22 protein-coding genes are annotated in these 23,902 nt (G+C 70.0%); 14 read left to right on the top strand and 8 right to left on the bottom strand.

Annotated features, from left to right (window positions below; genetic code table 11):
- Positions 1-700 precede the first annotated feature (700 nt).
- Together LXT21_RS45390 and LXT21_RS18920 are read left to right on the top strand one after the other, a co-directional pair.
- Entirely contained in the window at positions 701-1,822 is a 1,122-nt protein-coding gene (locus tag LXT21_RS45390; RefSeq protein ID WP_254039668.1) for a J domain-containing protein, read from the top strand.
- 21 nt (positions 1,823-1,843) lie between these two features.
- Positions 1,844-2,611, top strand: coding sequence for a CvpA family protein (locus LXT21_RS18920; RefSeq protein ID WP_254039534.1), 768 nt, complete (start codon positions 1,844-1,846; stop codon positions 2,609-2,611).
- On the opposite strand, the gene clpX is transcribed toward LXT21_RS18920, so the two are convergent.
- On the bottom strand, positions 2,601-3,677 hold the full coding sequence (clpX, locus tag LXT21_RS18915; protein WP_254039533.1) for an ATP-dependent Clp protease ATP-binding subunit ClpX: 1,077 nt from the start codon (positions 3,675-3,677) through the stop codon (positions 2,601-2,603). The genes LXT21_RS18920 and clpX overlap by 11 nt on opposite strands.
- A 227-nt stretch (positions 3,678-3,904) precedes the next feature.
- On the opposite strand from clpX, the gene speA reads away from it, so the two are divergent.
- The gene (gene speA, locus LXT21_RS18910; RefSeq protein WP_254039532.1) at positions 3,905-5,911 is read left to right on the top strand and encodes a biosynthetic arginine decarboxylase; all 2,007 of its coding nucleotides are present in this window, start codon (positions 3,905-3,907) and stop codon (positions 5,909-5,911) included.
- 82 nt (positions 5,912-5,993) lie between these two features.
- Here speA and LXT21_RS18905 read toward each other — a convergent pair whose 3' ends face one another.
- From LXT21_RS18905 to LXT21_RS18890, 4 genes are all read right to left on the bottom strand, one after another.
- Entirely contained in the window at positions 5,994-6,563 is a 570-nt protein-coding gene (locus LXT21_RS18905; RefSeq protein ID WP_254039531.1) for a hypothetical protein, read from the bottom strand.
- A gap of 61 nt (positions 6,564-6,624) precedes the next feature.
- Positions 6,625-7,059 carry an OsmC family protein gene (locus LXT21_RS18900; RefSeq protein ID WP_254039530.1) on the bottom strand — a complete coding sequence of 145 codons (435 nt, stop codon included), beginning with the start codon at positions 7,057-7,059 and terminating at the stop codon, positions 6,625-6,627.
- 90 nt (positions 7,060-7,149) lie between these two features.
- A complete protein-coding gene (locus LXT21_RS18895) occupies positions 7,150-7,419 on the bottom strand; it encodes a hypothetical protein (RefSeq protein WP_254039529.1) in 270 nt (89 codons plus the stop codon).
- Between the two features lie 12 nt (positions 7,420-7,431).
- Positions 7,432-7,902 carry an RrF2 family transcriptional regulator gene (locus LXT21_RS18890; RefSeq protein WP_254039528.1) on the bottom strand — a complete coding sequence of 157 codons (471 nt, stop codon included), beginning with the start codon at positions 7,900-7,902 and terminating at the stop codon, positions 7,432-7,434.
- An 85-nt stretch (positions 7,903-7,987) separates the two neighbouring features.
- Between LXT21_RS18890 and LXT21_RS18885 the strand changes: the two genes are divergently transcribed.
- The 3 genes from LXT21_RS18885 (at position 7,988) to LXT21_RS18875 (ending at position 10,957) form a co-directional block, all read left to right on the top strand.
- Positions 7,988-8,806, top strand: coding sequence for a PHP domain-containing protein (locus LXT21_RS18885; RefSeq protein WP_254039527.1), 819 nt, complete (start codon positions 7,988-7,990; stop codon positions 8,804-8,806).
- Between the two features lie 134 nt (positions 8,807-8,940).
- Complete coding sequence (locus LXT21_RS18880) at positions 8,941-10,608, top strand: arylsulfatase (protein ID WP_254039526.1); 1,668 nt, start codon at positions 8,941-8,943, stop codon at positions 10,606-10,608.
- Between the two features lie 124 nt (positions 10,609-10,732).
- Positions 10,733-10,957, top strand: a complete 225-nt coding sequence (locus LXT21_RS18875) for an amphi-Trp domain-containing protein (protein WP_046712978.1) — start codon at positions 10,733-10,735, stop codon at positions 10,955-10,957.
- Between the two features lie 3 nt (positions 10,958-10,960).
- On the opposite strand, the gene LXT21_RS18870 is transcribed toward LXT21_RS18875, so the two are convergent.
- The gene (locus LXT21_RS18870) at positions 10,961-12,526 is read right to left on the bottom strand and encodes a methyl-accepting chemotaxis protein (RefSeq protein WP_254039525.1); all 1,566 of its coding nucleotides are present in this window, start codon (positions 12,524-12,526) and stop codon (positions 10,961-10,963) included.
- A 248-nt stretch (positions 12,527-12,774) separates the two neighbouring features.
- On the opposite strand from LXT21_RS18870, the gene LXT21_RS18865 reads away from it, so the two are divergent.
- Together LXT21_RS18865 and LXT21_RS18860 are read left to right on the top strand one after the other, a co-directional pair.
- Entirely contained in the window at positions 12,775-13,146 is a 372-nt protein-coding gene (locus LXT21_RS18865; RefSeq protein WP_254039524.1) for an NADH-quinone oxidoreductase subunit A, read from the top strand.
- Between the two features lie 6 nt (positions 13,147-13,152).
- Complete coding sequence (locus LXT21_RS18860) at positions 13,153-13,716, top strand: NADH-quinone oxidoreductase subunit B (RefSeq protein ID WP_046712975.1); 564 nt, start codon at positions 13,153-13,155, stop codon at positions 13,714-13,716.
- Between the two features lie 91 nt (positions 13,717-13,807).
- Here LXT21_RS18860 and LXT21_RS18855 read toward each other — a convergent pair whose 3' ends face one another.
- Positions 13,808-14,284 carry a PaaI family thioesterase gene (locus LXT21_RS18855; protein WP_254039523.1) on the bottom strand — a complete coding sequence of 159 codons (477 nt, stop codon included), beginning with the start codon at positions 14,282-14,284 and terminating at the stop codon, positions 13,808-13,810.
- On the bottom strand, positions 14,166-16,304 hold the full coding sequence (locus LXT21_RS18850) for a sulfatase-like hydrolase/transferase (protein ID WP_254039522.1): 2,139 nt from the start codon (positions 16,302-16,304) through the stop codon (positions 14,166-14,168). The genes LXT21_RS18855 and LXT21_RS18850 overlap by 119 nt, the downstream gene beginning before the upstream one ends.
- 77 nt (positions 16,305-16,381) lie before the next feature.
- On the opposite strand from LXT21_RS18850, the gene LXT21_RS18845 reads away from it, so the two are divergent.
- From LXT21_RS18845 to LXT21_RS18820, 6 genes are all read left to right on the top strand, one after another.
- Complete coding sequence (locus LXT21_RS18845; protein ID WP_254039521.1) at positions 16,382-17,662, top strand: adenylate/guanylate cyclase domain-containing protein; 1,281 nt, start codon at positions 16,382-16,384, stop codon at positions 17,660-17,662.
- Positions 17,663-17,842: 180 nt separating this feature from the next.
- Positions 17,843-18,361 (top strand): NADH-quinone oxidoreductase subunit C, encoded by a 519-nt coding sequence (locus tag LXT21_RS18840; RefSeq protein ID WP_254039667.1) that lies wholly within the window; start codon positions 17,843-17,845, stop codon positions 18,359-18,361.
- Positions 18,362-18,371: 10 nt separating this feature from the next.
- Positions 18,372-19,631, top strand: coding sequence for an NADH dehydrogenase (quinone) subunit D (gene nuoD, locus LXT21_RS18835; protein ID WP_254039520.1), 1,260 nt, complete (start codon positions 18,372-18,374; stop codon positions 19,629-19,631).
- On the top strand, positions 19,628-21,514 hold the full coding sequence (locus LXT21_RS18830; protein ID WP_254039519.1) for a 2Fe-2S iron-sulfur cluster-binding protein: 1,887 nt from the start codon (positions 19,628-19,630) through the stop codon (positions 21,512-21,514). The genes nuoD and LXT21_RS18830 overlap by 4 nt, the downstream gene beginning before the upstream one ends.
- Before the next feature lie 2 nt (positions 21,515-21,516).
- The gene (locus LXT21_RS18825; RefSeq protein WP_254039518.1) at positions 21,517-22,941 is read left to right on the top strand and encodes a complex I subunit 1/NuoH family protein; all 1,425 of its coding nucleotides are present in this window, start codon (positions 21,517-21,519) and stop codon (positions 22,939-22,941) included.
- A gap of 29 nt (positions 22,942-22,970) precedes the next feature.
- A complete protein-coding gene (locus tag LXT21_RS18820) occupies positions 22,971-23,747 on the top strand; it encodes a NuoI/complex I 23 kDa subunit family protein (protein WP_254039517.1) in 777 nt (258 codons plus the stop codon).
- Positions 23,748-23,902: the final 155 nt, after the last annotated feature.

Genomic DNA, 23,902 nt, shown 5'->3' with positions numbered 1-23,902 from the left:
GCCCCGCATCCCGGGCGTCGCGGCCATGACACCGGCGCCCGTCACTCCACCTCGCGCTCCGGGAGCTGGCCCCGCCTCCACCACGGGTGCCGTGCCGACAGTCGCGCCTGCTGGCGTGCCCCGTGCCCCGACGGGCACTCCGCAGACACCCGCACCCGTGGCTCCTCCTCGCCCGCCGGGTGCCGTGCCGACGGTGGCGCCCGCCGGCGTGCCGCGTGCCCCGGTCGGCACTCCGCAGACACCCGCGCCCATCGCGCCTCCTCGCGCGCCTGGCATCGCGACGGGTGCCGTGCCGACGGTAGCGCCCGCGAGTGTGCCCCGTGCCCCGGCGGGCACTCCGCCGACACCCGCACCTGTCGCGGCGTTGATCCCCCCGCCTCCGCCCGTCCAGGCCGCGGGCTCGAATCCCGGAGCCATCGTTCCGCCGCCTCCGCCCGTCGCGGCCGGAATGCCTCCGCCGCCACCAGGCTCGGGCCTCGCGCCGAGGGCGACTCCAGTCGGACTGACGCCACCTCCACCTCCCGGCTCGGGCCCCGCGCCAAGGGCGACTCCGGTCGGACTGACGCCTCCTCCACCTCCCGGCTCGGCCCCCGCGTCGAGGGGAACTCCCGTGGGACTGACGCCTCCGCCGCCCCCCGGCTCGGGCCCCGCCCCCCGAGGGACCCCGGTTGGCCTGACGCCACCGACGCCCGCCCCCGTCGTGGGAGCACCTCGCGCGGCGCCCGCGAACCGTCCTCCCTCGGGAGCCGTTCCCGCCATCTCTCCCGTCGTTCCGCCCATCGCGCCCGCGGTGCCGTCCATCGCGCCGGCCACGGGCGCCCCCTCGGTGCCCTCCATCGCGCCGGCCACGGGCGCATCCTCGGTGCCTCCCATCGCTCCGGCCACGGGCGCACCCACGGTGCCCTCCATCGCGCCCGCGACGGGCATCCCCGCCGCGCCGCGCGGTCCGGCCCTGACGCCGCGCCCGCCTCCGACGCTCGCCGTGGGCCAGCTCGCCCCTCCACCGCCCCCGCCCTCGGTGCCCGTGCATCGCCCCGGCGCCCGGCCCACCATGTCGTTGCCGGCCATCGCGCCGTCGGACCTCGCGCCCCGGCCTCCCGTCCCGGGCATCCCGCCGGTCGCCGCTCCGCGCGTGCCCGCGGTCAGCCCCATCACCCCGGCCATCCCGTCCGTGGCGCCAATGACGCCGCCACCTCCACCGCCGGGCGCGCTGTCACCCCCGCCGCCTCCGAGCGCCGCCAAGGGCCCCGGGCTCGACGGGCAACAGCTCGCGGACCTCGCGTCACGCTGCGCGAAGCTCGAGCAGCTCGACTACTTCGAGGTGCTCCTGCTGGAGCGCACGGCCACGCCCTCGGACATCAAGAAGGCGTTCTACCGGGAGAGCCGCACCTACCACCCGGACCGCTTCTTCCACATCACGGACAAGCAGCTCAAGGAGCAGGTCCACGAGCTCTACAAGCGCGTCACCGAGGCCTACTACGTCCTGCGCGACGACACGAAGCGCAAGAAGTACGTCTCCGACGTGACGGGCCCCGAGCGCGCCCAGAAGCTGCGCTACACCGACGCCTCCGAGGCGGAGACGAAGGCCGCCGCCAAGAAGGAGCAGGAAGAACAGATCGGCACCCACCCCAAGGGCCGCCAGTTCTACCAGCAGGCGCAGAAGGACATCGACGCGGGCAACTGGTCCGCCGCCGAGCGCAACCTCAAGATGGCCCTCACCTACGAGCCCTCCAATCCGCGCTACAAGGAGAACCTCGCCGAGGCCCAGAAGCGCCTCCAGGAAGAAGCCAAGGGCAAGGGCGACTCGTTCAAGATCCGCTGACGCCCCGCGCCCCGACTCCCCATGGTCATCGACCTCGTCATCCTGGGCCTGGTGCTGTTCTTCGGCATGATCGGCGCCTTCACCGGCGCCTCGCGCCAGGTCGCCCACTGGGTGGGGCTCGCGCTGGGGTACTTCACGTCCCGCAAGCTGGGGCCGCTGCTCGCGCCCCGGTTCGCCGAGGCCGTGGATGGCCCGCTCGTCGTGGGCCTGGTGCTGGGCACCGCGCTCCTCTTCGTATGCGTCTGGCTGACGGTGCGCTACGCCCTCGGAGCGCTGCTCGCGCGCTTCCTCGCCACCGGCAAGGACAACGAGGACCGGAGCATCGACCGCTTCCTGGGCTTCGTCCTCGGCGCGGCCAAGTCGGCGGCCTTCGCCTGGTTCGTCCTCAGCGCCATGGCCTTCTTCGAGCAGCACGTGGTCATCGCCGGCAAGCGCCTGGGCATCTCCCCCAAGGACTCGCTCGCGGTGTCCGCCGCGCGCCGCTACAACCTCTTCGAGATGAGCCAGTTCGCCCCCATGGACGACATGGTGGCGGTGGCCCGCGCCAGCACGGACCCCGAGCGCGCCCCGAAGCTCAAGAACGACCCGGCCTACAAGGCCCTGCGCAAGGACCCGCGCTTCCAGCGCCTGCTCCAGGATGACCAGGTGAAGCAGGCGCTCGCCCGGGGCGACACCGCCGCGCTCCTGCGCAACGACCTGGTCCTCCAGCTCATCCAGGACCCGGACATCGCCGCGAGGCTGGGCGCCGCCGCCCAGGCCTCGGAGCGTGACGCGGACGTCACACGTTGAGCTCCACGGCGTCCAGCGTCGCCAGCCTCGGGCGCACGTAGTCCGCGTCCACCTTCACCTGTCGACGCTTCCGCTCGGGGGCCTCGAACATGATGTCCGCCATCACGTGCTCCAGGATGGAGCGCAACCCTCGCGCCCCCAGCCCGCGCGCCACCGAGTAGTGCACCACCTCGCGCAGCGCCCCGTCGTCGAAGTCCAGCTCCAGCTCGTCCATGGCGAGCAGCTCCCGGAACTCGCGGATGATGGAGTCCGGCGGCTCGGTGAGCACGCGGATGAGATCCGCCTCGCCCAACAAATCCAGCTGCACCACCACCGGCAGGCGCCCGAGGAACTCCGCCAGCATGCCGAACTCCACCAGCTGCTTGGTGCCGATGCGCTTCTTCGCGCGCCGGAAGCTCTCGTCGGCGCCGAAGCCCAGGGGCCTGCCGCCGCCGGGCTCGTCCCCGTAGTCGTGCAGGTCGCTGAACGTGCCCGCGCAGATGAAGAGGATGTCCCGGGTGTCCACCTGGACGAAGTCACTCTTGTTCCACGCTTGTGTGACATTCAGGGGGACATAGACCTCGCGCCCCTCCAGCAGCTTGAGCAGGCCCTGCTGGACGCCCTCGCCGCCGATGTCGCGGCTGCCCGCGCCGTTGCGGGCCCCCTGTGAGCGCCGGGCGATCTTGTCCACCTCGTCCACGAAGATGATGCCCCGCTGCGTGTCCTCGACGGAGTGGTTCGCCTTGAGGAGCAGGTCGGAGATCATCACCTCCACGTCCTTGCCGTAGTAGCCGGCCTCCGTGTACTCGGTGGCGTCCACCGTGGTGAACGGGACGTGGAGGATGTCCGCCAGGTTGCGGGCGATGTGGGTCTTCCCGCTCCCCGTGGGGCCGATGAGCAGGATGTTGGATTTCTTGATGAGGGACTGTCGGCGCAAGCGCCGGGCCTGCACCCGCTTGAGGTGGTTGTGGGCGGCGATGGCCACCGCGCGCTTGGCGGCGTCCTGGCCGATGACGTACCGGTCCAGTCGCTCATAGATTTCCCGAGGGGTCAGCGGCGCTTCTTCCCTGCGTGCGGACGACTCCATGTACCCTTCCCTTCTATCCACGCGTCCTCCCGACACTTCGGACAAAGGGTAGGAATCGGATGGAAGGTCCGCCCGCCAGGACAGGGGCCCCGGAAGGACGCCTGCCCGCCAGCTCGCCCCACTTTCAGGCGGCTGTTGAATGCCGGGGGGCTTTCCTATAGTTCCCGCGCCCCTCCACAGTTGCCTGGAGTCCACCCCCTCTCTTCCCAGGGAGCCTCGAACCGCCGATGCCCGCAAACGCCCCTCCGCACCGCTGGACCCTCGCTGACGCGCACGAGCTCTATGGAATCCGGAACTGGGGCTCGCCCTACTTCGGCATCAACGACAAGGGACACGTCTGCGTCCACCCGGACGGGCCCCAGGCCCCCAGCATGGACCTGAAGGACCTGGTGGACGAAGTGCGCCGCCGCGGCATCGGTCTGCCGCTGCTCTTGCGCTTCACGGACGTGCTGCGCCACCGCGTCGTCCACCTCAACGAGGCCTTCCGCAAGGCCATGACCGACCAGGGCTTCAAGGGCGGCTACCGGGGCGTCTACCCCATCAAGGTGAACCAGCACCGCTACGTGGTGGAGACCATCATCGAGGCGGGCAAGGGCTACAACTACGGCCTGGAGGCCGGCAGCAAGCCCGAGCTGATGGCGGTGATGGCGCTGCTGGAGAACGAGGACGCGCTCGTCATCTGCAACGGCTACAAGGACGAGGAGTACATCGAGACGGCGCTCTTCTATTCGCGCCTGGGCCGCAACGTCATCCTCGTGGTGGAGAAGCCCAGCGAGCTGCCCCTCATCGCCGAGGTGGCGCGTCGCACGGGCATCACCCCGCGGCTGGGCATGCGCGTGAAGCTGTCCACGCGCGGCGCCGGCAAGTGGGAGGCCAGCGGCGGAGACCGCTCCAAGTTCGGCCTGTCCTCCTCCGAGCTGATGACCTGCATCGCCTTCATGAAGGACACGGGCCTCTTGCCCGCGTTCGAGCTCTTGCACTTCCACCTGGGGAGCCAGATCTCCAACATCCGCAACGTGAAGAACGCGCTGCGCGAGGTGGGCTGCTTCTACGTGGAGGTGGCGCGGCAGGGCGCGCCGCTGAAGTACCTGGACGTGGGCGGCGGCCTGGGCGTGGACTACGACGGCTCCCAGACGAACTTCGCCTCCTCCATGAACTACACCACGGAGGAGTACGCCAACGACGTGGTGTTCGGCGTGATGGAGGCGTGTGACCGCGCGGGCGTGCCGCACCCGACGCTCGTCTCCGAGTCGGGCCGCGCCGTCGTCGCGCACCACGCGGTGCTGGTGGTGGACGTGCTGGGCACCAGCGAGTTCGACCCGGCGCACGTGCCGGACAAGGTGGACGACAAGGCGCCCTCCGTGGTGCGCAACCTCCTGTCCACCTTCCGCGAGGTGACGAACAAGAACCTGCTGGAGGCGTGGCACGACGCGCAGGACGCCAAGGAGGAGAGCCTCACCCTCTTCTCGTTGGGTCACCTGTCGCTCGAGCAGCGCGTGGCGGCCGAGAACATCTACTGGGCCACCTGCCACAAGATCATGCGCATCGCGAAGGAGGCGGGCGAGATTCCCGAGGAGCTCGAGTCGCTGGAGAAGGCGCTGAGCGACACGTACTTCTGCAACTTCTCCGTGTTCCAGTCGCTGCCGGACTCGTGGGCCATCGACCAGCTGTTCCCGATGATGCCCATCCACCGTCTGGCGGAGAAGCCCACGCGCCGCGCGACGCTGGCGGACATCACCTGCGACTCCGACGGGAAGATCGAGCACTTCATCGACAAGCGCGAGGTGAAGGACGCGCTGGAGCTGCACGCGCTCAACGACGACGACTACTACCTGGGCATCTTCCTGGTGGGCGCGTACCAGGAGATCCTGGGCGACCTGCACAACCTCTTCGGTGACACGCACACCGTGCAGGTGTCGCTGGCGCCCAACGGGGGCTACCTGATCGACCACGTCGTCGCGGGCGACACGGTGACGGAGGTGCTCAACTACGTCAGCTACAACAAGGACGACCTGGTCGCCCGGCTGCGCAAGTTCACGGAGATGGCCCTGCGCCAGGGCCGCATCTCCCTGGACGAGTCGCGCACCCTGCTGCGCATGTACGAGGACGGCCTGTCCGGCTACACGTACCTGGAGCGCGGCGTGGACGCGAGCTTCGCGGGCAGCGCCAGCCAGCTGCGCCTGGTGCCGCAGCCGGACGCCACCCGGCCTCCGGTGTCGCCCTCGGGCACCTGACGTCTCTGCTGGAACCAGCGCTCGAAGCACCCACGCCCTCCGCCGCGAAAGCGCCGGGGGGCGTGGTGTTTCCAACACCGCCTCAGTAGCTGGCGATGGCCGTCTCGCCCGAGCCGAACGCCATGGGCGCATCCGCGAAGGCCACGTCCGAGGCACGGGCCTTGAGGCGCTGGAGCGCGGCCTTCTGCAGCTCGCCTCGGGCGATGAGCGACTCGAAGTCGAACGGCGCGAGCCGCGCGTCCTTCCGCTGCAGTCGCGCCAGCGTGGCCCACAAGGACAGGCGTCCCTCGGTCGCGGTGCTCAGCCCCTCCAGTTCCACCAGCCGGCTCAGCGGCGAGTAGCGCACCCAGGAGCCGTTGAGCTTCAACCGGGCGGCCTTCTCCACCACCCACGCGACGCGGGACTTGAGGGGGTCTCTTCGCAGCTCCAGCGCGCGCATCACCGCCTCGAGCGTGCGCTGGTCCTCGCGCAGCTCCGGGACGAGCGTGGCCAGGAAGTGGCCCACGAGGTTGCTGTGGTTCTCCGACTCGGTGCGCCGGGCCAGCTCGATGCCGGCCACGGAGCCCGCGTGGTGGTCGTTGAGGTAGATGCCCAGGCGCTTCGCGTCCATGCCGCTCTCCGGGTTGGAGGTGCCGTCGCGAAGGTTCTTCATGACGAAGCCTCCTGGCAGCGAAGGCCAGGAGGCTCCCGTGCACACCGAGCGGGCGGGCGCGTCAGTCCGGGTAGCTGAACGTCATGGGCAGCTTCAGCTCCGGGTGGAGGCTGCGCGCCACCGGACACTCGCGGCCCACCTGCTCCAGACGGGCGCGGTGCTCGGCGGACAGGCCCGCGGGCATCTGCAGGTCCACGACGAGCTCACCGATGCGGCGCGGCGGCGGCGTCATGCGCTTCTCCACGCGGCCGCGGACCTCGCCCAGGGAGATGCCCTCGCGCGAGGCGAACAGGTGCATCGTCGTCACCGCGCAGGCCAGCAGCGCGGCGCCCACCAGGTCCGTGGGGGAGAAGCTGCCGCCGGTGCCGCCGTTGTCCCGGGGGGCCTCCGTCGCCATCCCGGTGGCGGACGGGCCATGGGTGAGCTGCGTCTTGAACTGGGGGTGGCTGACCAGGGTCATCACCACGCCGGTGGCGGGGGGCTGTTGCTGGCTCATGTCGGTCTCTCCTCGGGCCGGGTGACTTCGGGGCGCACCACTCAAGGGGCGCTCCAGCAACGTCATCATCCACGGCGCGGGGGAGGCCGCCTACTTGTTCCGCTTGCCACGACGCGCGGACTTCGGCGCCGGGGCGGACGCGCTCAGCAGCCGCTCCCGCACGGCCTCGGGGGGCAGGTCCCCGGTGTCCGCCACCACACAGGAGACGTACGCCAGCTCCGCGAGGGCCCGGCGGGCGCGCTCGCGCTCGGCGGCGTCCTTGGAGCCCAGCGCCTCCGAGGCCGCGGCCACGTAGCTGCTGGCGAGCGACTCGAAGAGGTACACCCGGTTCTCGATGTTCGATTCGGATTTCTTGGCCATGGGCCGGGCACTCTAGGCCCGCGCGGCCAGGGGCAGCGAGTCGGGAGGCGGCGAGCCCTTCAGCTCTGTCATCGCCAGACGGTCCAGCGTGGTGGAGCGGTACACATCCAACATCCGCTGCTGGCCCAGCTTCCACACGCCGTACATGGTGCAGCTTCCGGTGGCCCGGCAGCCGTCATGCTGTGTGTCCTGGCAGACGTTGACGTTGACGGGGCCTTCCACCGCCTCGATGACATCCAGGAACGTCACCTCGCGCGCGGGCCGCGCCAGCGCGTAGCCACCGTGGGCGCCCCGGGTGGAGCGCACGAGCTTGCGGGAGACGAGGACCTTGAGGATCTTGGCGAGGAAGTCCTCGGGCACATCCATGCGCCGGGCAATCTCCCGGAAGGGGACCATTCGCTCCAGCGGCTGAGAGGCCAGGAAGGTCATGGCCCTCAGTCCGTATTCAATCTTCCGGGAGATCTGGAGTGGATGCTGCGGCATCGCCGCCCTTGACGTGGCTCGTGGTTTGAAGAAGAGCCTAGGTCGCGACAGTGCGGCTTTCAACCGCTCGCCCTTGGAGACCGATGTGATCGACCTGCACTCCCACACCACCGCCAGCGACGGGCAGTACTCGCCCACGCAGTTGCTCGAGCGCGCCCGGGCCGCGGGCGTGACGGTGTTGGCGGTGACGGACCACGACACGGTGGCGGGGCTCGCCGAGGCGAAGGCCGCCGCGCTCGCCAACGGCGTGGAGCTGGTGCCCGGCATCGAAATCTCCGCCTTCGTGCTCGGCCGCGAGGTCCACATCCTCGGTCACTTCGTGAGGCCGGAGGACGAGGACCTCGCGCGCTTCGCGCAGCGGCTGCGCGGTGAGCGCGAGCAGCGGATGGAGGCGATGGTCGCGAGGATGCAGCAGCTGGGCTTCCCCGTGCGCATGGAGCACGTGCGCGCCATCGCGGGGGACGCGCAGCTGGGGCGGCCGCACCTGGCGCGCGTGTTGGTGGACCAGGGTTGGGCGGTGGACATGAAGGCCGCGTTCGACCGGTTCCTGGGGACGCGGGGCATGGCGTGGGTGGAGCGCTTCAAGCTGGACGGCGCGGACGCCATCCGCCTCATCCGCAAGGCGGGCGGGACGGCGACGCTGGCGCACCCGGGCTCGTCGAAGGTGGAGCGCATGGAGCTGCGCGAGCTGGTGAAGGCGGGCCTCGCGGGGCTGGAGGTGCTGCACGCGGACCACAACCCGGCGCTGAAGCAGAAGTACCTGGCGCTGGCGAAGGAGCACGACCTGGTGCCGACGTCGGGCAGCGACTTCCACGGCGAGGCGGTGTCCGCCGACCACAAGCTGGGCAGCGCGGCCATGCCGCCGGAGCTGTTCGCGAAGCTGCGCTCGCGCGCCACGGCGTGAGCCCTCGGGCTGGGGCGACGCTCGCTCGCGCGCCTGGGCCAGCCCTGGGGACGACGTCCCACCCCACCCTGTCTCCGCACCATTGCCACGGGCCGGACGGAGTCCACCGACGGCGGTCGACGGGGAGCAGGCACATGGCGTTCATCGGCAAATCCAAGGGCAACGGCAATGGCAACGGGCACGGCAAGCAACCGGCGCGCAAGCCGAACATCCTGGTCATCTGGGGCGACGACATTGGGCTGTGGAACATCAGCGCCTACAACCAGGGGATGATGGGCTACCGCACGCCCAACATCGACCGCATCGCGCGCGAGGGCGCGATGATGACGGACTACTACGGGCAGCAGAGCTGCACCGCGGGCCGCGCCGCCTTCATCACCGGCATGAACCCGCTGCGCACGGGCCTCACCACCATCGGCATGCCGGGCGCGGACTACGGCCTCCAGGACTCGGACCCGACCATCGCGGAGCTGCTCAAGCCGCAGGGCTACGTGTGTGGCCAGTTCGGCAAGAACCACCTGGGAGACTCGAACCGCTACCTGCCCACGGTGCACGGCTTCGACGAGTTCCACGGCAACCTCTACCACCTCAACGCGGAGAACGAGCCCGAGTGCCCCGACTACCCGAAGGACCCGGCGTTCAAGGAGCGCTTCGGTCCGCGCGGCGTGCTGCACACCTGGGCCACGGACCGGGATGACCCGACGGAGGACCCTCGCTGGGGCCGCGTGGGCCGCCAGAAGATCGAGGACACGGGCCCGCTCACCAAGAAGCGCATGGAGACGGTGGACGAGGAGTTCCTCAAGTCCTCGCTGTCCTTCATGGAGCGCGCGGCGAAGGACAACAAGCCGTTCTTCCTCTGGCACAACACGACGCGCACCCACGTGTGGACGTTCCTCCAGGAGAAGTACCGCAACAAGACGGGCAAGGGGCTCTACGCGGACGCGATGACGGAGCTGGACGACCACGTGGGCGTGCTGCTCGCGAAGCTGGAGGAACTGGGCATCGCGGACAACACCATCGTCGTGTTCTCCACCGACAACGGCGTGCAGAAGATGGGCTGGCCGGACGGCGGCAACGCGCCCTTCCGGGGTGAGAAGGGCTCCACGTGGGAGGGCGGCGTGCGCGTGCCCTGCGTGGTGCGTTGGCCGGGCGTCATCGAGCCGGGCACCGTCATCAACGACATCTTCGCCCACGAGGACTGGATGCCCACCCTCGTCGCGGCGGCGGGCGGCCCCGAGGACCTGGTGGAGAAGTGCAAGGCGGGACACACCGTGGGCAAGAAGAAGTTCCGCGTCCACCTGGACGGGTATGACCAGCGCGGGCTGCTCGCGGGCAAGGAGCCGGGTCGGCGGCACGAGTTCATCTACGTGCTCGACAGCGGCAACATCGCGGCGGTGCGCTACGACGACTGGAAGGTCATCTTCGCCTACCAGGACGGCCGGGGCCCGGACATGTGGTTCAGCGGCAAGCGCTTCAATCCGGCGTGGCCCTACCTCATCAACCTGCGCTCGGACCCGTTCGAGGAGGGGCTCTTCTCCGGCATGTACACGAGCTGGTACGGCGAGCGCATGTTCCTCTTCGTCCCGGCCCAGGGCCTGGTGAAGAAGTTCGCCGAGAGCCTCATCGACTACATCCCGAGCCAGGCCCCGGGCAGCCTCACCATCGGCAACTTGAAGGACCGGGTGAAGGAGAAGATCAAGGAGACCCAGCGCGACGACCGTTCCGAGGTCGGCGACCAGGTGATGTCGCTCGCCAACGAAGTGGAGCAGGCGCTGCATCGCTTCCAGCAGAGCCACGTCTGAGCGGACGCTCGACCTGAGGGCCCGTGGAGCCACCGTGCTTCACGGGCCCTCGCGTCGTCCTCGCTCGCGATTTCCGACAGGCCCGGAGTTCGACGGTGCCGGCATGCGCTGGCACGATGCGCCGATGGCGAAACGACCCGAGCGAGACATCGAGAAGACGTACCCGCGAGCGCAGTTCGTCGCGAAGCTGCGCCGGCTGGCGGACGCGCTGGAGAAGGGCAAGGCGTTCAGCATCCAGGTGGCCGGCGAGCGGCTGCACGTGCCCGCCGACGCGTACTTCAGCGTCGAGCACGAGCGCGAGGGTGCGGTGGACGAGCTGGAGCTCCAGGTCCGCTGGAAGCGCGAGTAGCCCTCAGCTGCGCGTCGTCTTGAAGCGGGTGGTGACGGTGGTGAGCCCCTCCGCCACCGCCTGCAGGTCCTGCGCGATGCGGGTGGTGCGCCCGGTGGCGTCCACGCCCTGCTTCACCAGCTCCGCCACGTTGCGCGCGCCCTGCACGGCCTGCTCGCTCGACTGACGCTGCTGCCGCGTCGCAATCGTAATCTGGCGCGCGGCCTCGCTCGTCCCACGCGCCAGCTCCACGATGCGCTGGAACACCGAGGACGCCTGCTCCGCGACCTCGACGCCGCGATCACTCGTCGCCATGCCCACCCGGGCCTTCGACGCGGCCTCTTCACCCGAGTCCTGCACCTTCTCGACGATGCGGCCGATGTCGCGCGCGGACACAGACACGTTCTCCGCCAGCTTGCGCATCTCCGCGGCCACCAGCGAGAAGCCCCGACCCACCTCGCCCGCCTTGGTGCCCTCCAGCGCGGCGTTGAGCGCGAGCAGGTCCGAGCGCTCCGCCACCTGATTGATGACGTGGGCGATCTTCGACACCTGCTGCAGGTCCTGGTTGAGGCCGACGATGGCGTCCGCCACGCCCTTGGACTCGGTGCGGATGTCGTTGATGCCCGCCACCACCTGCGCGACCACGGCCATCGCCTCAGCCACCGCCTCGTGGGTGCGCCGGGCGCTCGACTCCACCACCTCCGTGGAGGAGGAGATCTGCTCGGCCGTGCGGCTCAGCTCCTCGAACGTCGCGGCGATCTGCTGCGCATAGGCCGCCTGCTGGCTGATGACGTGCTCCTGGTCCGCGGACGCGCCCAACAACCCCCGCGATGCGCCGGAGAGCTGCTCGGTGCGCGACACCAGCTCCAGCACCGTGATGCGCAGCGTGCCGAGCATCTTGTTGAAGGACTCCGCCATCAGCCGGACCTCGCCCGTCGCGGGCACGTCCAGCTCCATGCGCGACACGTCGCCGCGCGCCACGTCCCGCACCACCTCCGTCACCTGCGACACCGGGTCGACGATGGTCCGACTGATGAGCACCGCCAAGAGGAGCCCCAGGCCCAGCGCGCCCACCAGCCCCACCACCACCGAGCCCTTGAGGTCCGTGACGGACGCCGCCGCCTCGTCCAGGCCCAGGCCCACGACATAGGTCCGCTCGCCGCTCGCGCAGCGCAGCGACACCTCGCGCAGGCCGATGAGCGACGTGACACAACCCTCGCGCACCCGGACCGTCGGGCCGCGCGCGTGCTCCGGCAGACGTGCCAGCGACTCGTACACGGGGCGACCGTCCGGGCCGAGCAGCCCCTGGTAGCTCACCGTGAAGCCCGCGTCGCCGTTGGCGTCACGCGCCTCCACCCGCGCGAGCACGGTCTCCAGCCGCGCCTGGGCCTCCTGCGAGCCATCCCACTGGAGCACCGCCGGATGCTGCGCCACCAGCGAGCCCAGCACCCGGGCGCGCTTCTGGAGCAAGTCGACCGACACCTCATGCTGTCGGGCGGAGAAGTTCCAGATGCACAGGCCCATCACCGTGAGGCAAGGCACCAGCACCGCGATGGCCACCTGCATCCGCAAGCCGAGCCGGCCCCACATGCCCTCTTCCTCTCCCCAAGTGCAGCGCTGATCGCCCGCCAGCGCGGGCCGCACGACGGTAGGCGTCCGTCCCCGGGAGCGTCAAACACGCCCCCGCCCAGGGACACCCGAGGAGACATCCGCCAGCCCCCTGCCTGGCCCGGCCGGGACAAGCCGCGCTTTTCGTCGTCATCTCAAGGGGTTGCGGCGCCGAGCAGGGGACTTTCCCTTTGACATGCGTCAGCCGGTGTCATTAGGTTCCGCGCGCGATGACTCCCTCTCCCCTCTCGCCCTATCTGCCCCTGGCGGTGGTGCTGCTGCTTGCCGGCATCATGGGCGTCGCGATTCCTTTCATCACGGCGCGGCTGGGCCCCAAGCGCCCGAGCGCCATCAAGTCGACCGCCTTCGAGGCTGGCTCCGAGTCGAGCGGCCCGGCACGTCAGCGGTTCGCGGTGAAGTTCTACGTCGTCGCGCTGTTGTTCATCGTGTTCGACGTGGAAGCCGTGTTCATGTACCCCTGGGCGGTGAACTTCCAGGCGCTCGGTTGGTTCGGGTACATGGAGATGCTCGTCTTCGCGGTGACCCTCGTGGTGGGCCTCATCTACGTGTGGAAGAAGGGCGCCCTGGATTGGGAGAGCTGAACCATCATGGCTGATGCAGACATCGCTCCAGTGCTGACGACCCGCCGCGACGAGGCCATGGGCTTCTTCCAGCGGATGGTCTCCAAGGGCCTGGGTTGGGCCCGTAAGTACTCGCTGTTCACCTACCCGTACGCCACCGCCTGCTGCGGCATGGAGTACATGTCCGTGGCGGCCAGCCGTCACGACATCGCGCGCTTCGGCGCGGAGTTCCCGCGCTTCTCCCCCCGGCAGGCAGACCTGCTGATGGTGGTGGGCACCATCAACCTGAAGCAGGCGCCCATCCTCAAGCGCGTGTACGAGCAGATGACCGAGCCCAAGTGGGTCGTGTCGTTCGGCGTGTGCGCGTCCTCGGGCGGCTTCTACGACAACTACGCGGTGCTCCAGGGCATCGACCGCATCCTCCCGGTGGATGTCTACATCCCCGGTTGCCCGCCCCGCCCGGAGCAGGTGCTGGACGGTCTCATGCTGCTGCAGGACAAGATCGCCAACCAGGTCCACCGCATCGCCGACCGCGAGCAGCCCAACCCCACCGCGGCCCGGCACGACCTGCTCATCTCCATGGGCAAGTAGTCCACACGGAAGTCCACGAAGTGCTCCCGGGGCCCCGCGTGCCACCCTCTCGAAGGGCGGCGTCGGGGCCCCTGGTGTTTCCGGGCGCCGCTCACCAGCGGTGGTACGCGGGGTGGCCCTCCTTCACCGCGACGAAGGTGCCCCGGCACAGCGCCGTCACCTTGCCGCCCGCGATGAGGGTGCCTTCAATCACCGCGCGGTCGCCCTTGATTTCGACGGGCTTCGCCTCCAGCCGCACCGGCCCCGTCATCGGCGTGGGGCGCTTGAGGGTGATGGTGTAGTCGGCGGTGACGGTGCACGGCGGGGACTCCGCGCCCTGCGCCTTCATCAGGTGGTACGCCGCCGTCCAGTTGCAGTGACAGTCCAGCAGCGCGCCGATGATTCCGCCGTTGAGCACCCCGGGGAAGGCCTGGTGGTGCTCGGAGGGCGTCCACTCGGCGACGACCAGCTCACCCTCCGCGCGGCTGCGGATGCGCAGGCCCTGGGCGTTGGCCGGGCCGCAACCGAAGCAGCTGTTGTGGGGGGCGTACTGTTCCTGAAGGGACGGGGTGTCTGGGGTCGTCGACATGGCCCGCCACCTTACGCGACTCCCCTGCCCCCGTCCGTCCCTGCACCGCGTCCAGCCACGCCTCCAACGCCAGCGCGTCCAGGCCCTCACAGTCGCCCGTGCAGGCGCGCAGCATGGAGCCATCCGCGCGAGGACGGTCCACCCACCAGCGCTGCCCGTCGTAGGCGCCCCGGTCCTTCTCCAGCACCACCGCCGTGTGCGCGGTGTCGCTCAACTCCACCACGCCGTCCGGACGGATGCGGTACGCGTCGAACGCGCGCGGAGCCCCGGGCCAGTGCCCCTCATCGAAGACCTCTGGCGACACGTGCGTGAAGCCCGTCTCGGCGTACAGCGAGAGCGGCGGCACCGTCTCCCCACGAAGCAACGGCCCGAGCGACACGCCATCCGCGCCGTGCAGCGCGGGCAGGCCCGACAGCTCCAGCAGCGTGGGGCCCACGTCGACCAGGCGCACCAGCGAGCCCAGCGTGGCCGGCGCCGCGCCTCGACCTCCGGCGGGCTTCACCGCGAACAGGATGCGGTTCTCCAGCTCCGACAGCCGGGCCCCGTGCACGGGCGTGGCGCCAGCGAGGTCTGGACGGTCCTCGTGGAAGCTCTCGCCGTGGTCCGACACCAGGACGATGAGCGCGTCGTCGTAGCGGCCCGAGCGGCGCAGCGCCTCCAGCATCAGCCCCACCTGCGCGTCCGCCTGGGCAATCAGCTCGTCGTAGAGCGCCTCCGCGCCCTCGCGGCTCCAGCTCCCCTTGGCCCCCGGTGACACGGGCGCGAAGTGCATGCGCAGCCGCCGCTCCAGCGGCTCGGACGCGGACACGAAGCGCCGGTAGAACGGGTGCACCGGGTCGCCCGGGAAGTGCGCGGCGGTGGCGTGGAAGGCGAACAGCGTGGGCCCCTGCCCCGCCTCCTCGAGCAGCCGGGACGTCAGCCGCTCCGCGTAGCCCATGGGGTCGTGGATGCCCGCCAGCGCGCGGTTGTCGATGAACTCCGGCACCCACGCGGCGCCCAGCGCGTGGTCCGCGAAGACGCCCAGCGCCCGGTAGCGCAGCTTCTCCAGGAGGAAGTTCACCGCCCCGCGCGGCGGCTGCAACCGGGTGGCGAAACCAGAGTTCGGCCCCTCGGCGTGGAAGCGGGAGCAGTCCGTGGCGAACACCGTGCGCCAGCCCGCCCGCGCGAAGTTCTCCGCGAAGGTGGGTTGCAGTTGCATCCGGGACTCCGCTGTCAGCGCGTAGCGGACCCCTGTCTCATGCGGCCAGCGCGCGGTGAGCAGCGAGCGCCACGCGGGCTCCGTCTGCGCCACCGGCGTGTACGCCTGGGTGAAGAACGTGGACTCCGCCACGAAGCGGTCCACGTGCGGCGCCACCGCCCCCGAGCCTCCCTGGCTCAAGAGCCGGTCCGGCCGGAACGCGTCGATGCCGATGAGCACCACCAACGGATGCTTCTCGCCCCCCACCCAGCCGCCCGCGCGTCCCGCGACGAACAGCGCCAGGCCCCCCGCCAGCACCACGCCACCCTGCCGCGCCCGCCGCGTCCACGTGTCCTGCCACCAGAGCCACACCCCGACGTGCAGCAGCGCGACCAGCCCCGCGGCGAGCCTCGGGTGCCAGGGCTCACCGTGGTCCACCAGCCACCCCAGCACCGGCCTCACCGCCGGCAGGTCATCGAACAGCGCGGGCCGGGCGATGGCGCGGTCCCACGCGAGCACCAGGCCAAGCCCGAGCCACCCCGCCAGCGTGGCCAGGACGCCCCCCCGCCCCCAGACGCGCGCGAGCCCCCAGGCCACCGCCGCGAGGACCATGCCCGCCACGACGTAGACGGCCGCCACGCGGGCCAGGAGCCCCGGGAGCACGGGTCGCACCGCCGCCGACAGCGCCGCATAGGGGCCATCCACGGGGATGTCCACGCCCACGAGGCCGGAGCGCAAAAGCCACCAGGTCTCCCCGGCGAACAGCACAAGTCCCAGCCCCAGGCCCAGGGCGAGGCGCCAGACGAGCGGGCGGAGGGGGTGCGAGGAAGAGGACTCGACCATGCAGGGCGTGTATACCGCAATGAGAGAGGCTCGCGAGCCATGGCCCCTTTCCGGCCCGGAAGGCGCAGCGCTCGCGGATGGGGGGAGCCCTGCGTCCCAACGCGCCAGAAGGCATCGAGGACTCGGTCAACCGCGCCCTCGACGGCGAGCGCCACCGCAACGCGCGCCAGCTCGCGTGGATCCGCTTCGTCGCCATCACCGTGATGTTCGCCATCTCCGCCACGCTGGGCCTCTTCGTGGGCAAGGCCGACTGGGCCGAATACCTGGCCCCCTTGAGCGTGTACTGGCTGTGCACCACGGGTGTGCTCGTCGCGGTGGTCCGCTCGCCCCGGGCCGTGCGCTGGGCGGGGCTGTCCGTGGCCTTCATCGACGTGCCCGCGGTGTACTGGCTCCAGAGCCACGCCATCCCCGTGTCCCCCTCCCCCGGGGGCGTCGCTGGCTTCACGCTCGGCATCTACGCGGTGCTGGTGCTGCTGGCCGCGCTGACCCTGCGCAACACCGTGACGCTGGTCGTCACCGCCTTCGCCGCCGTCGCCGAGGTGGCCCTCCAGCACCAGGCCGGCATCGGCGTGGGCGCGCAGATGGCCGCCGTCGTCATGCTCTCCGTGGCCGCCGCCGGCGCCCGGCACCTGCTCAACCGCATCCGCGCCCTGTCCGCCGCCGTCTCCGAGGAGGAGCTCAAGCGCGCCCGCCTGGGCCGCTACTTCGCCCCCGCCGTCGCCGAGCGCCTCCAGCGCCTCGCCTCCCCTGAGCCCGAGCTGCGCGAGGTCACCGTCCTCTTCGCCGACATCCGCGACTTCACCGCCATGAGCGAGCACCTGCCCCCGGGCGAGGTCGTCAAGCTGCTCAACGCCTACTATGGCCGCATGGTGGAGGTGGTGTTCCGCCACGGCGGAACGCTGGACAAGTTCATCGGGGACGCACTCATGGTGTACTTCGGCGCGCCCCTGACCGACGAGGAGCACGCCTCCCGGGCGGTGCGTTGCGCGCTGGACATGGTGAGCGAGTTGGAGGGGTTCAACGCGGAGCGGGCCCTCCAGGGCGTGCCGGCCCTGCGCATGGGGGTGGGCATCCACACGGGCCCGGTGGTGTTGGGGAACATCGGCTCCACGGCCCGGCGCCTGGACTACACCGCCATCGGCGACACGGTGAACCTGGCCAGCCGCATCGAGGGGCTCACCAAGCGGGCCGGAGTGCCCGTCCTCGTGTCCGGAGCGACCCGGGAGCAGGCGGGGGCCCGGTTCGGCTGGGAGGCCGTCGGACAGGCCCTGGTGCCCGGCAAGAGCCAGCCGGTGGCCACCTTCGTCCCTCTGGCGGCGGGGCCCTCGCTGGCCCGGGGACCGGGCTCGGCCGCCTGATTCCCGACCCTTTGGACGATCCGTGAGCCTCCCCGGACGCCGGGTGCGCAACGCTGGCTTCTGGTCTTCCTAAGTGGCCTACATGGTTGAGGGTTTACGTTGACGCCCCCCTTCTGGGCTCCTTATAAAGCCGCGGATTCTTCTCCCTCAGTCATTGGGTCCCCCTTGAGCACTTTCGCGTTGGACAGGGTCTCCGCCCACTTCCCCGAGGCGGTGGTGGAGCGCTACGTGGACCGGGCCGGTGGCGCCTGGGCCGTGATCCATCCCGACTCACTGCCGAAGGTCGCCGCGTTCCTGAAGAACGACGAGGAGCTGCAGTTCAAGCTCTTCGGCTCCGTCGACGCCGTGGACCGGCTGCACCTGGCGGAGAACGACCCGCGCTTCGAGGTCGTCTACTTCCTCTACTCCCTCAAGCGCCACGAGCACGTGCGGCTCAAGGTGCGCGTGAGCGAGCACCAGGCCGTGATTCCCTCGTTGGTCCCGCTGTTCCGCGGCGCCAACTGGTGGGAGCGCCTGGTCTGGGACTTCTACGGCATCCGCTTCGACGGGCACCCGGACCTGCGCCGCATCCTCCTGTACGAGGAGTTCCAGGGCCACCCGCTGCGCAAGGACTACGCGCTGCGAGACAGGCAGCCGCTCATCCCGGAGCGCCCCATCAAGGACATCTTCCGCGGTCCCGGCACCAGCGGGCACTCCTGAGGACGACACCATGGCCGACAGCCACAACTTTGAAGCGAAGGGCCACAATCCGGACACGGACGGCTCGCTGCCGCCCGAGGGCTCGGAGCTGGAGGCGCATCTCCAGGCCAAGCACATGGTCATCAACATGGGCCCGTCCCACCCCGCCACGCACGGCACCGTGCGGCTGAAGGTGGAGCTGGACGGCGAGACCATCGTCAAGATCGACCCGGAGATCGGCTTCCTCCACCGCGGCTTCCAGAAGAGCTGCGAGAACGTCACCTGGACGCAGTGCCTGCCGTACACGGACCGGCTCAACTACCTGTCCGCGATGATGAACAACTTCGGGTTCCTCAACGCCGTCGAGAAGCTCATCGGCCTGGAGATTCCCGAGCGCGCCCAGTACATCCGCGTCATCGGCAGCGAGCTGCACCGGCTGACGGACCACCTGACGTGCGTGGGCGCCACCGGCCTGGAGATGGGCGGCTTCGCGCCGTTCCTCTACGGCATGGAGGCCCGCGAGCTGCTCCAGGACCGCGTCACGGAGCTGACCGGCGCGCGCCTCACCACCAGCTTCGGCCGCGTGGGTGGCATCAACCGCGACCTGCCCGAGGGCTGGGCGGACAAGGTCCGCAAGACGCTCACCCGCACGGAGGAGCTGCTGGTGGAGATGGACGGGTTGCTCACGCGCAACCGCATCTTCGTCGACCGCACCAAGGGCACCGGCATCATCACCGCGGACGACGCCATCGACTACGGCTGGACGGGCCCCGCGCTGCGCGCCTGCGGCGTGGACCACGACCTGCGCAAGACGCAGCCGTACTGGGTCTACGACCGCTTCGACTTCGACATCCCGGTGGGCGAGCACGGCGACAACTACGACCGCTACCTCGTCCGCATGGAGGAGATGCGTCAGTCCATCCGCATCCTGCGCCAGGCGCTCGACACCATCCCGGCCGGTCCCATCATCGTGGATGACTGGCGCATCGCGCTGCCGCCCAAGCCCGAGGTGTACGGAACCATCGAGGGCGTGATGGCGCACTTCAAGCTCGTCATGGAGGGCATCCAGGTGCCCCCCGGCGAGGCCTACGACGCGACGGAGGCCTCGAACGGCGAGCTGGGCTGGTACCTGGTGAGCGACGGGCGCGGTCGCCCGTACAAGGTGCACGTGCGCGCGCCGGGCTTCCCGGTGCTCGCGGCGGTGCCCCACATCATCGAGGGGAAGATGCTGGCGGACCTCATCCCCACGTTTGACACCATCAACATGATTGGCGGCGAGGTCGAGCAGTGAGCGACAACGACACGAAGAAGCCGACCGGTGACGCGCAGCCGCCCCCCAAGGGCGCGCCCACGGACACCCCCGCGGCGAAGATCGGTCCCGAGCCCTCCAACCCTCCGGCCGGCGCGAAGCTGGACACGCCCCCCGCGGCGGCCAGCAGCGTCACCGCGCCCCCCAAGGCGGCCGCGCCTCCGGGCCCGCCGCCCAAGCCCGCGCCGAAGAACCCGGGCTTCGTCACCTGCACCATCGACGGCAAGGAAGTCGTCGTGAAGCCGGGGACGAACATGATCGAGGCGGCCAAGACGGTCGGCTCGGACATCCCCTACTACTGCTACCACCCGCGCCTCTCCATCGCGGCCAACTGCCGCATCTGCCTCATCGAGGCGTCCAACGCGCCCAAGATGGTGCCCGCGTGCCAGACGCCGCTGGCCGAGGGCGTGGTCGTCAAGACGACGACGCCGAAGGTGAAGGAGCAGCAGCGCGCGGTGATGGAGTTCCTGCTGCTCAACCACCCGGTCGACTGCTCCATCTGCGACCAGGCCGGTGAGTGCAAGCTGCAGGACTACTACATGAAGTACGACTACCGCCCCTCGCGGCTCGAGGGCGGCAAGACGCTGAAGAACAAGCGCAAGGTCCTGGGCCCCCGCGTGGTGCTGGACCAGGAGCGCTGCATCATGTGCACCCGCTGCGTGCGCGTGATGAACGAGGTCGCCAAGGAGCCGCAGCTGGGCGTGTTCGGCCGCGGCAGCCACGAGCGCATCGACGTGTTCCCGGGCAACGAGCTCGACAGCGACTACTCGATGAACACCGTGGACGTCTGCCCGGTGGGCGCGCTGCTCAGCCGCGACTTCCGCTTCAAGGCGCGCGCGTGGTTCCTGTCCGCCACGCCGTCCATCTGCACGGGCTGCGCGAAGGGCTGCAACACGTACGCGGACTGGATGTCGCAGGACACCTACCGCATCCGTCCTCGCGAGAACGAGGAGATCAACAAGAGCTGGATGTGTGATCAGGGCCGGCTCATGTACAAGTCCTTCAACCTGGGCCGCGTGCTCCAGGCGAGGGTGGGCCGCGCCACGGGCCAGTCCGGCTCCGAGGCCGTGCCGGTGGTGACGCGCAAGGAGGCCGCGCAGGCCGCCGCCAAGGCGCTCAAGCCGCTGGTGGGCTCGAGCAAGCTCGCGGTGCTCGCCTCGCCGGTGTCCTCCAACGAGGAGCTCCTGGCGGGCCTCACCTTCGCCAAGGCGACGCTGGGCCTCACCACCGTCTACGTGGGGGGTCGTCCGGCGGGCAAGTCGGACCACTTCCTGAAGACGGCGGACAAGAACCCCAACCGCAAGGGTCTGGAGTGGATCGCCAAGGGCCTGGGCCTGAAGGTGGAGACCTACGAGTCGCTCACCCAGGCGCTCTCCAAGGGTCAGGTGAAGGGGCTGTACGCCATCGGCACCGAGGTGCCCGGTGACGTGGAGGCCTTCGCCAGCGCGGCGGCCTCGCTGGACGTCTTCGTGGTCCAGGAGAAGAACGAGTCGCCGGTGACGGCGCAGGCCACGGTGCTGCTGCCCGCGTCCATCCACGTGGAGGACGAGGGCTCGTTCACGCAGATGGACGGGATGACCCAGCGCTTCCGCAAGGCGTACCCGCCCAAGGGCGACGTCATCCCCGGCTGGAAGTGGGCCGCGGAGCTGACGCGCGAGCTGGGGGGCGAGGCGCCGACCTGGAGCAGCGCGCGGGACGTGTGGCGCGAGCTGTCCGGCAAGGTGGCCGAGTTCGCGGAGTTCAACTGGGACAAGGCGTCTCCGCCGGACCGGGAGAAGCCGGGTATCAATCCGCTGCCGACGGGCGCCGACGGGCGTCCTCCGGGCTACCGTGAGTTCGGTGCTCCCCGGGTGAGGGGTATCTAGCGATGAAGCGCGTTCTGACTGTCCTCTTCGCGATGGGCTTCATCGTCGCGACGCTCGCGGGAGTCTCCGCGGCGGCCTACGTGGTCGGCGGCCTCGCCGAGAAGCACGGATTCGCGGGCGCCAGCCGCCTGACGAACATCCTGTTCCTGATGCTCGTCTTCGTGATGATCATCGCGACGCTGCTCACCATCGCCGAGCGCAAGTGGAGCGCGCTCATGCAGGACCGCGTCGGTCCCAACCGCGCGCGCATCAACCTGCCCGGCATCCGCAACCGCTCCCTGGCGGGTCTGCCGCACATCCTCACGGACGTGCTGAAGATGCTGACCAAGGAGGACTTCATCCCGGGCACGGCGAACACGTTCATGTTCAAGCTGGGCCCCATCCTCGCCTTCGCCCCCGTGTTCGCGCTGTTCGCGGTGGTGCCCGCGGGCCCCTCCGTCACGGTGTTCGGCCACTCCGTGGACATGGTGGTGGCGACGCCCGACTTCGGCGTGCTGTACCTCCTGGCCATCGCGTCGCTGGCGGTCTACGGCACCGCGCTCGCCGGCTGGTCCTCCAACAACAAGTTCGCGCTGCTGGGCGGCGTCCGCGCCTCCTCGCAGATGATCTCCTACGAGGTCGCCCTGGGCCTGTCGCTGGTCGGCCTGTTCATGGCGTTCTCCTCGCTGCAGCTGCCGGCGCTCGTCGGCACGCTGGCCCTGGACGGCGCGCAGGCCACGGGGCAGGCGCAGTACCTGTGGCGCACCGAGGGCGGGTTCGACCTGGGCATCCCGGCGTGGGGCTTCCTGTTGCAGCCCATCGGGTTCATCGGCTTCTTCGCCGCGTCCTTCGCGGAGACCAAGCGCGCCCCGTTCGACGTGCCGGAAGGCGAGTCGGAGATCATCGGCTACTTCGTGGAGTACTCCGGCATGAAGTTCGGCCTGTTCATGATCTCCGAGTTCGTGGAGGTCGTGGTGCTGGCCGGCGTGACGACGGCGCTGTTCTTCGGCGGCCACCACCTGCCCTTCGGCAACGAGTGGCTGGCGAGCCAGCCGCTGATGCAGGAGCACGGGTGGCTGTACGGCACCCTGCTGGGCACGGTGTTCTGGGTGAAGGTGGTCTTCCTCATCTGGATCCAGCTGGTCATCCGCTGGACGTTCCCCCGCTTCCGCTACGACCAGATCCAGACGCTGGGCTGGAAGATCCTCCTGCCGCTGGCGCTGGCCAACGTGTTCATCACCGGCGCGCTGGTGCTGTGGGATCCGTCCCTGCGGGCGCTGGCCATCTTCGGCATGCTGGAGATTGGCGTGTTCGTGGTGCTGACGATGACGAAGAAGGCAGACGCGGCGGAGGGTGGTGCGCACGGAGCGCACGGCGCCCACGGCCATGACCACGGGCACGACGCGCACGGGCTTCCGTCCCACGCCAGCGCGGCGTCCTCGCACTAGCTCCCGGCCCGACCAAGGTAGACACCATCATGGCCATCAAGGTTACGAAGGTCACCCAGGACCCCCGGACGGACATCCGCGAGCGGATGTACATCCCGGGGCTGCTGCACGGGTTGGCCATCACCACGAAGCACTTCTTCCGCAACCTCTTCGGCACGCGTGACACCAACACGCAGGTGCAGGACCGCACGGGCACCAGCCTGATGACGACGGTCGAGTACCCCGAGGAGAAGCCCATCTACCCGGAGGGCTACCGCGGTCTGCACCGGCTGGTTCCGCGCGAGGACGGCAAGCCGCGCTGCGTGGCCTGCTACATGTGCGCGACCATCTGCCCGGCGCAGTGCATCTACATCGAGGCGGGTGAGTACGAGGAGTCGGACGCGGACGGCGAGTCGCGCGTCATCGAGAAGTACCCGACCCAGTTCGTCATCGACGAGCTGCGCTGCATCGTTTGTGGCCTGTGCGTGGACGCGTGCCCGAAGGACGCCATCCGCATGGACACGTACATGCACACGCCCTCCGAGTACACGCGGCAGAACTTCGTCTACGACATCCCGAAGCTCCTGAAGGGCCCGGCGGTGTCGCACCCCTCGGACCCGTGGAACAAGCGCGAGGGCTCCGAGGAGCCGCACCACGTGCACAAGGAGGCCCACACGCGCGTCGGCGAGGGCCTGGTGCAGCTCAAGACGCCCCACCTGGCCGGGGGGCATGAGCACCACGCGCCGCACGGCAAGAGCGTGGTGGCGCACGGGCAGACGGTGGTGACCCAGCAGGGTCCCATCCAGGTGACGAAGTTCCTGAAGTAGATCCATCCGGACGTCCCGCGCGTAGGGACTCGTAGCAACCACGGCCCGCCTCCCGCTCCCGAGCGGCAGGCGGGCCGGTGTCATTTCGGGGCGCGGGTGATGACGTTGCAGCTCTTCAGTGGCCCTGGCGTCTGGCGTGCGGACAGTCGTCCCGT

The sequence above is a fragment of the Myxococcus guangdongensis genome, from assembly GCF_024198255.1.
GTDB lineage: Bacteria > Myxococcota > Myxococcia > Myxococcales > Myxococcaceae > Myxococcus > Myxococcus guangdongensis.
This window is presented reverse-complemented; position numbering and strand designations above follow the sequence as displayed.

What these genes read in the sequence shown, in the direction of transcription:
- LXT21_RS18920 (WP_254039534.1), top strand. Translation starts at nt 1,844, where the DNA reads ATGGTCATCGACCTCGTCATCCTGGGCCTGGTGCTGTTCTTCGGCATG.
- clpX (WP_254039533.1), bottom strand. Translation starts at nt 3,677, where the DNA reads ATGGAGTCGTCCGCACGCAGGGAAGAAGCGCCGCTGACCCCTCGGGAA.
- speA (WP_254039532.1), top strand. Translation starts at nt 3,905, where the DNA reads ATGCCCGCAAACGCCCCTCCGCACCGCTGGACCCTCGCTGACGCGCAC.
- LXT21_RS18905 (WP_254039531.1), bottom strand. Translation starts at nt 6,563, where the DNA reads ATGAAGAACCTTCGCGACGGCACCTCCAACCCGGAGAGCGGCATGGAC.
- LXT21_RS18900 (WP_254039530.1), bottom strand. Translation starts at nt 7,059, where the DNA reads ATGAGCCAGCAACAGCCCCCCGCCACCGGCGTGGTGATGACCCTGGTC.
- LXT21_RS18895 (WP_254039529.1), bottom strand. Translation starts at nt 7,419, where the DNA reads ATGGCCAAGAAATCCGAATCGAACATCGAGAACCGGGTGTACCTCTTC.
- LXT21_RS18890 (WP_254039528.1), bottom strand. Translation starts at nt 7,902, where the DNA reads ATGCCGCAGCATCCACTCCAGATCTCCCGGAAGATTGAATACGGACTG.
- LXT21_RS18880 (WP_254039526.1), top strand. Translation starts at nt 8,941, where the DNA reads ATGGCGTTCATCGGCAAATCCAAGGGCAACGGCAATGGCAACGGGCAC.
- LXT21_RS18875 (WP_046712978.1), top strand. Translation starts at nt 10,733, where the DNA reads ATGGCGAAACGACCCGAGCGAGACATCGAGAAGACGTACCCGCGAGCG.
- LXT21_RS18870 (WP_254039525.1), bottom strand. Translation starts at nt 12,526, where the DNA reads ATGTGGGGCCGGCTCGGCTTGCGGATGCAGGTGGCCATCGCGGTGCTG.
- LXT21_RS18865 (WP_254039524.1), top strand. Translation starts at nt 12,775, where the DNA reads ATGACTCCCTCTCCCCTCTCGCCCTATCTGCCCCTGGCGGTGGTGCTG.
- LXT21_RS18860 (WP_046712975.1), top strand. Translation starts at nt 13,153, where the DNA reads ATGGCTGATGCAGACATCGCTCCAGTGCTGACGACCCGCCGCGACGAG.
- LXT21_RS18855 (WP_254039523.1), bottom strand. Translation starts at nt 14,284, where the DNA reads ATGTCGACGACCCCAGACACCCCGTCCCTTCAGGAACAGTACGCCCCC.
- LXT21_RS18850 (WP_254039522.1), bottom strand. Translation starts at nt 16,304, where the DNA reads ATGGTCGAGTCCTCTTCCTCGCACCCCCTCCGCCCGCTCGTCTGGCGC.
- LXT21_RS18845 (WP_254039521.1), top strand. Translation starts at nt 16,382, where the DNA reads ATGGGGGGAGCCCTGCGTCCCAACGCGCCAGAAGGCATCGAGGACTCG.
- nuoD (WP_254039520.1), top strand. Translation starts at nt 18,372, where the DNA reads ATGGCCGACAGCCACAACTTTGAAGCGAAGGGCCACAATCCGGACACG.
- LXT21_RS18825 (WP_254039518.1), top strand. Translation starts at nt 21,517, where the DNA reads ATGAAGCGCGTTCTGACTGTCCTCTTCGCGATGGGCTTCATCGTCGCG.
- LXT21_RS18820 (WP_254039517.1), top strand. Translation starts at nt 22,971, where the DNA reads ATGGCCATCAAGGTTACGAAGGTCACCCAGGACCCCCGGACGGACATC.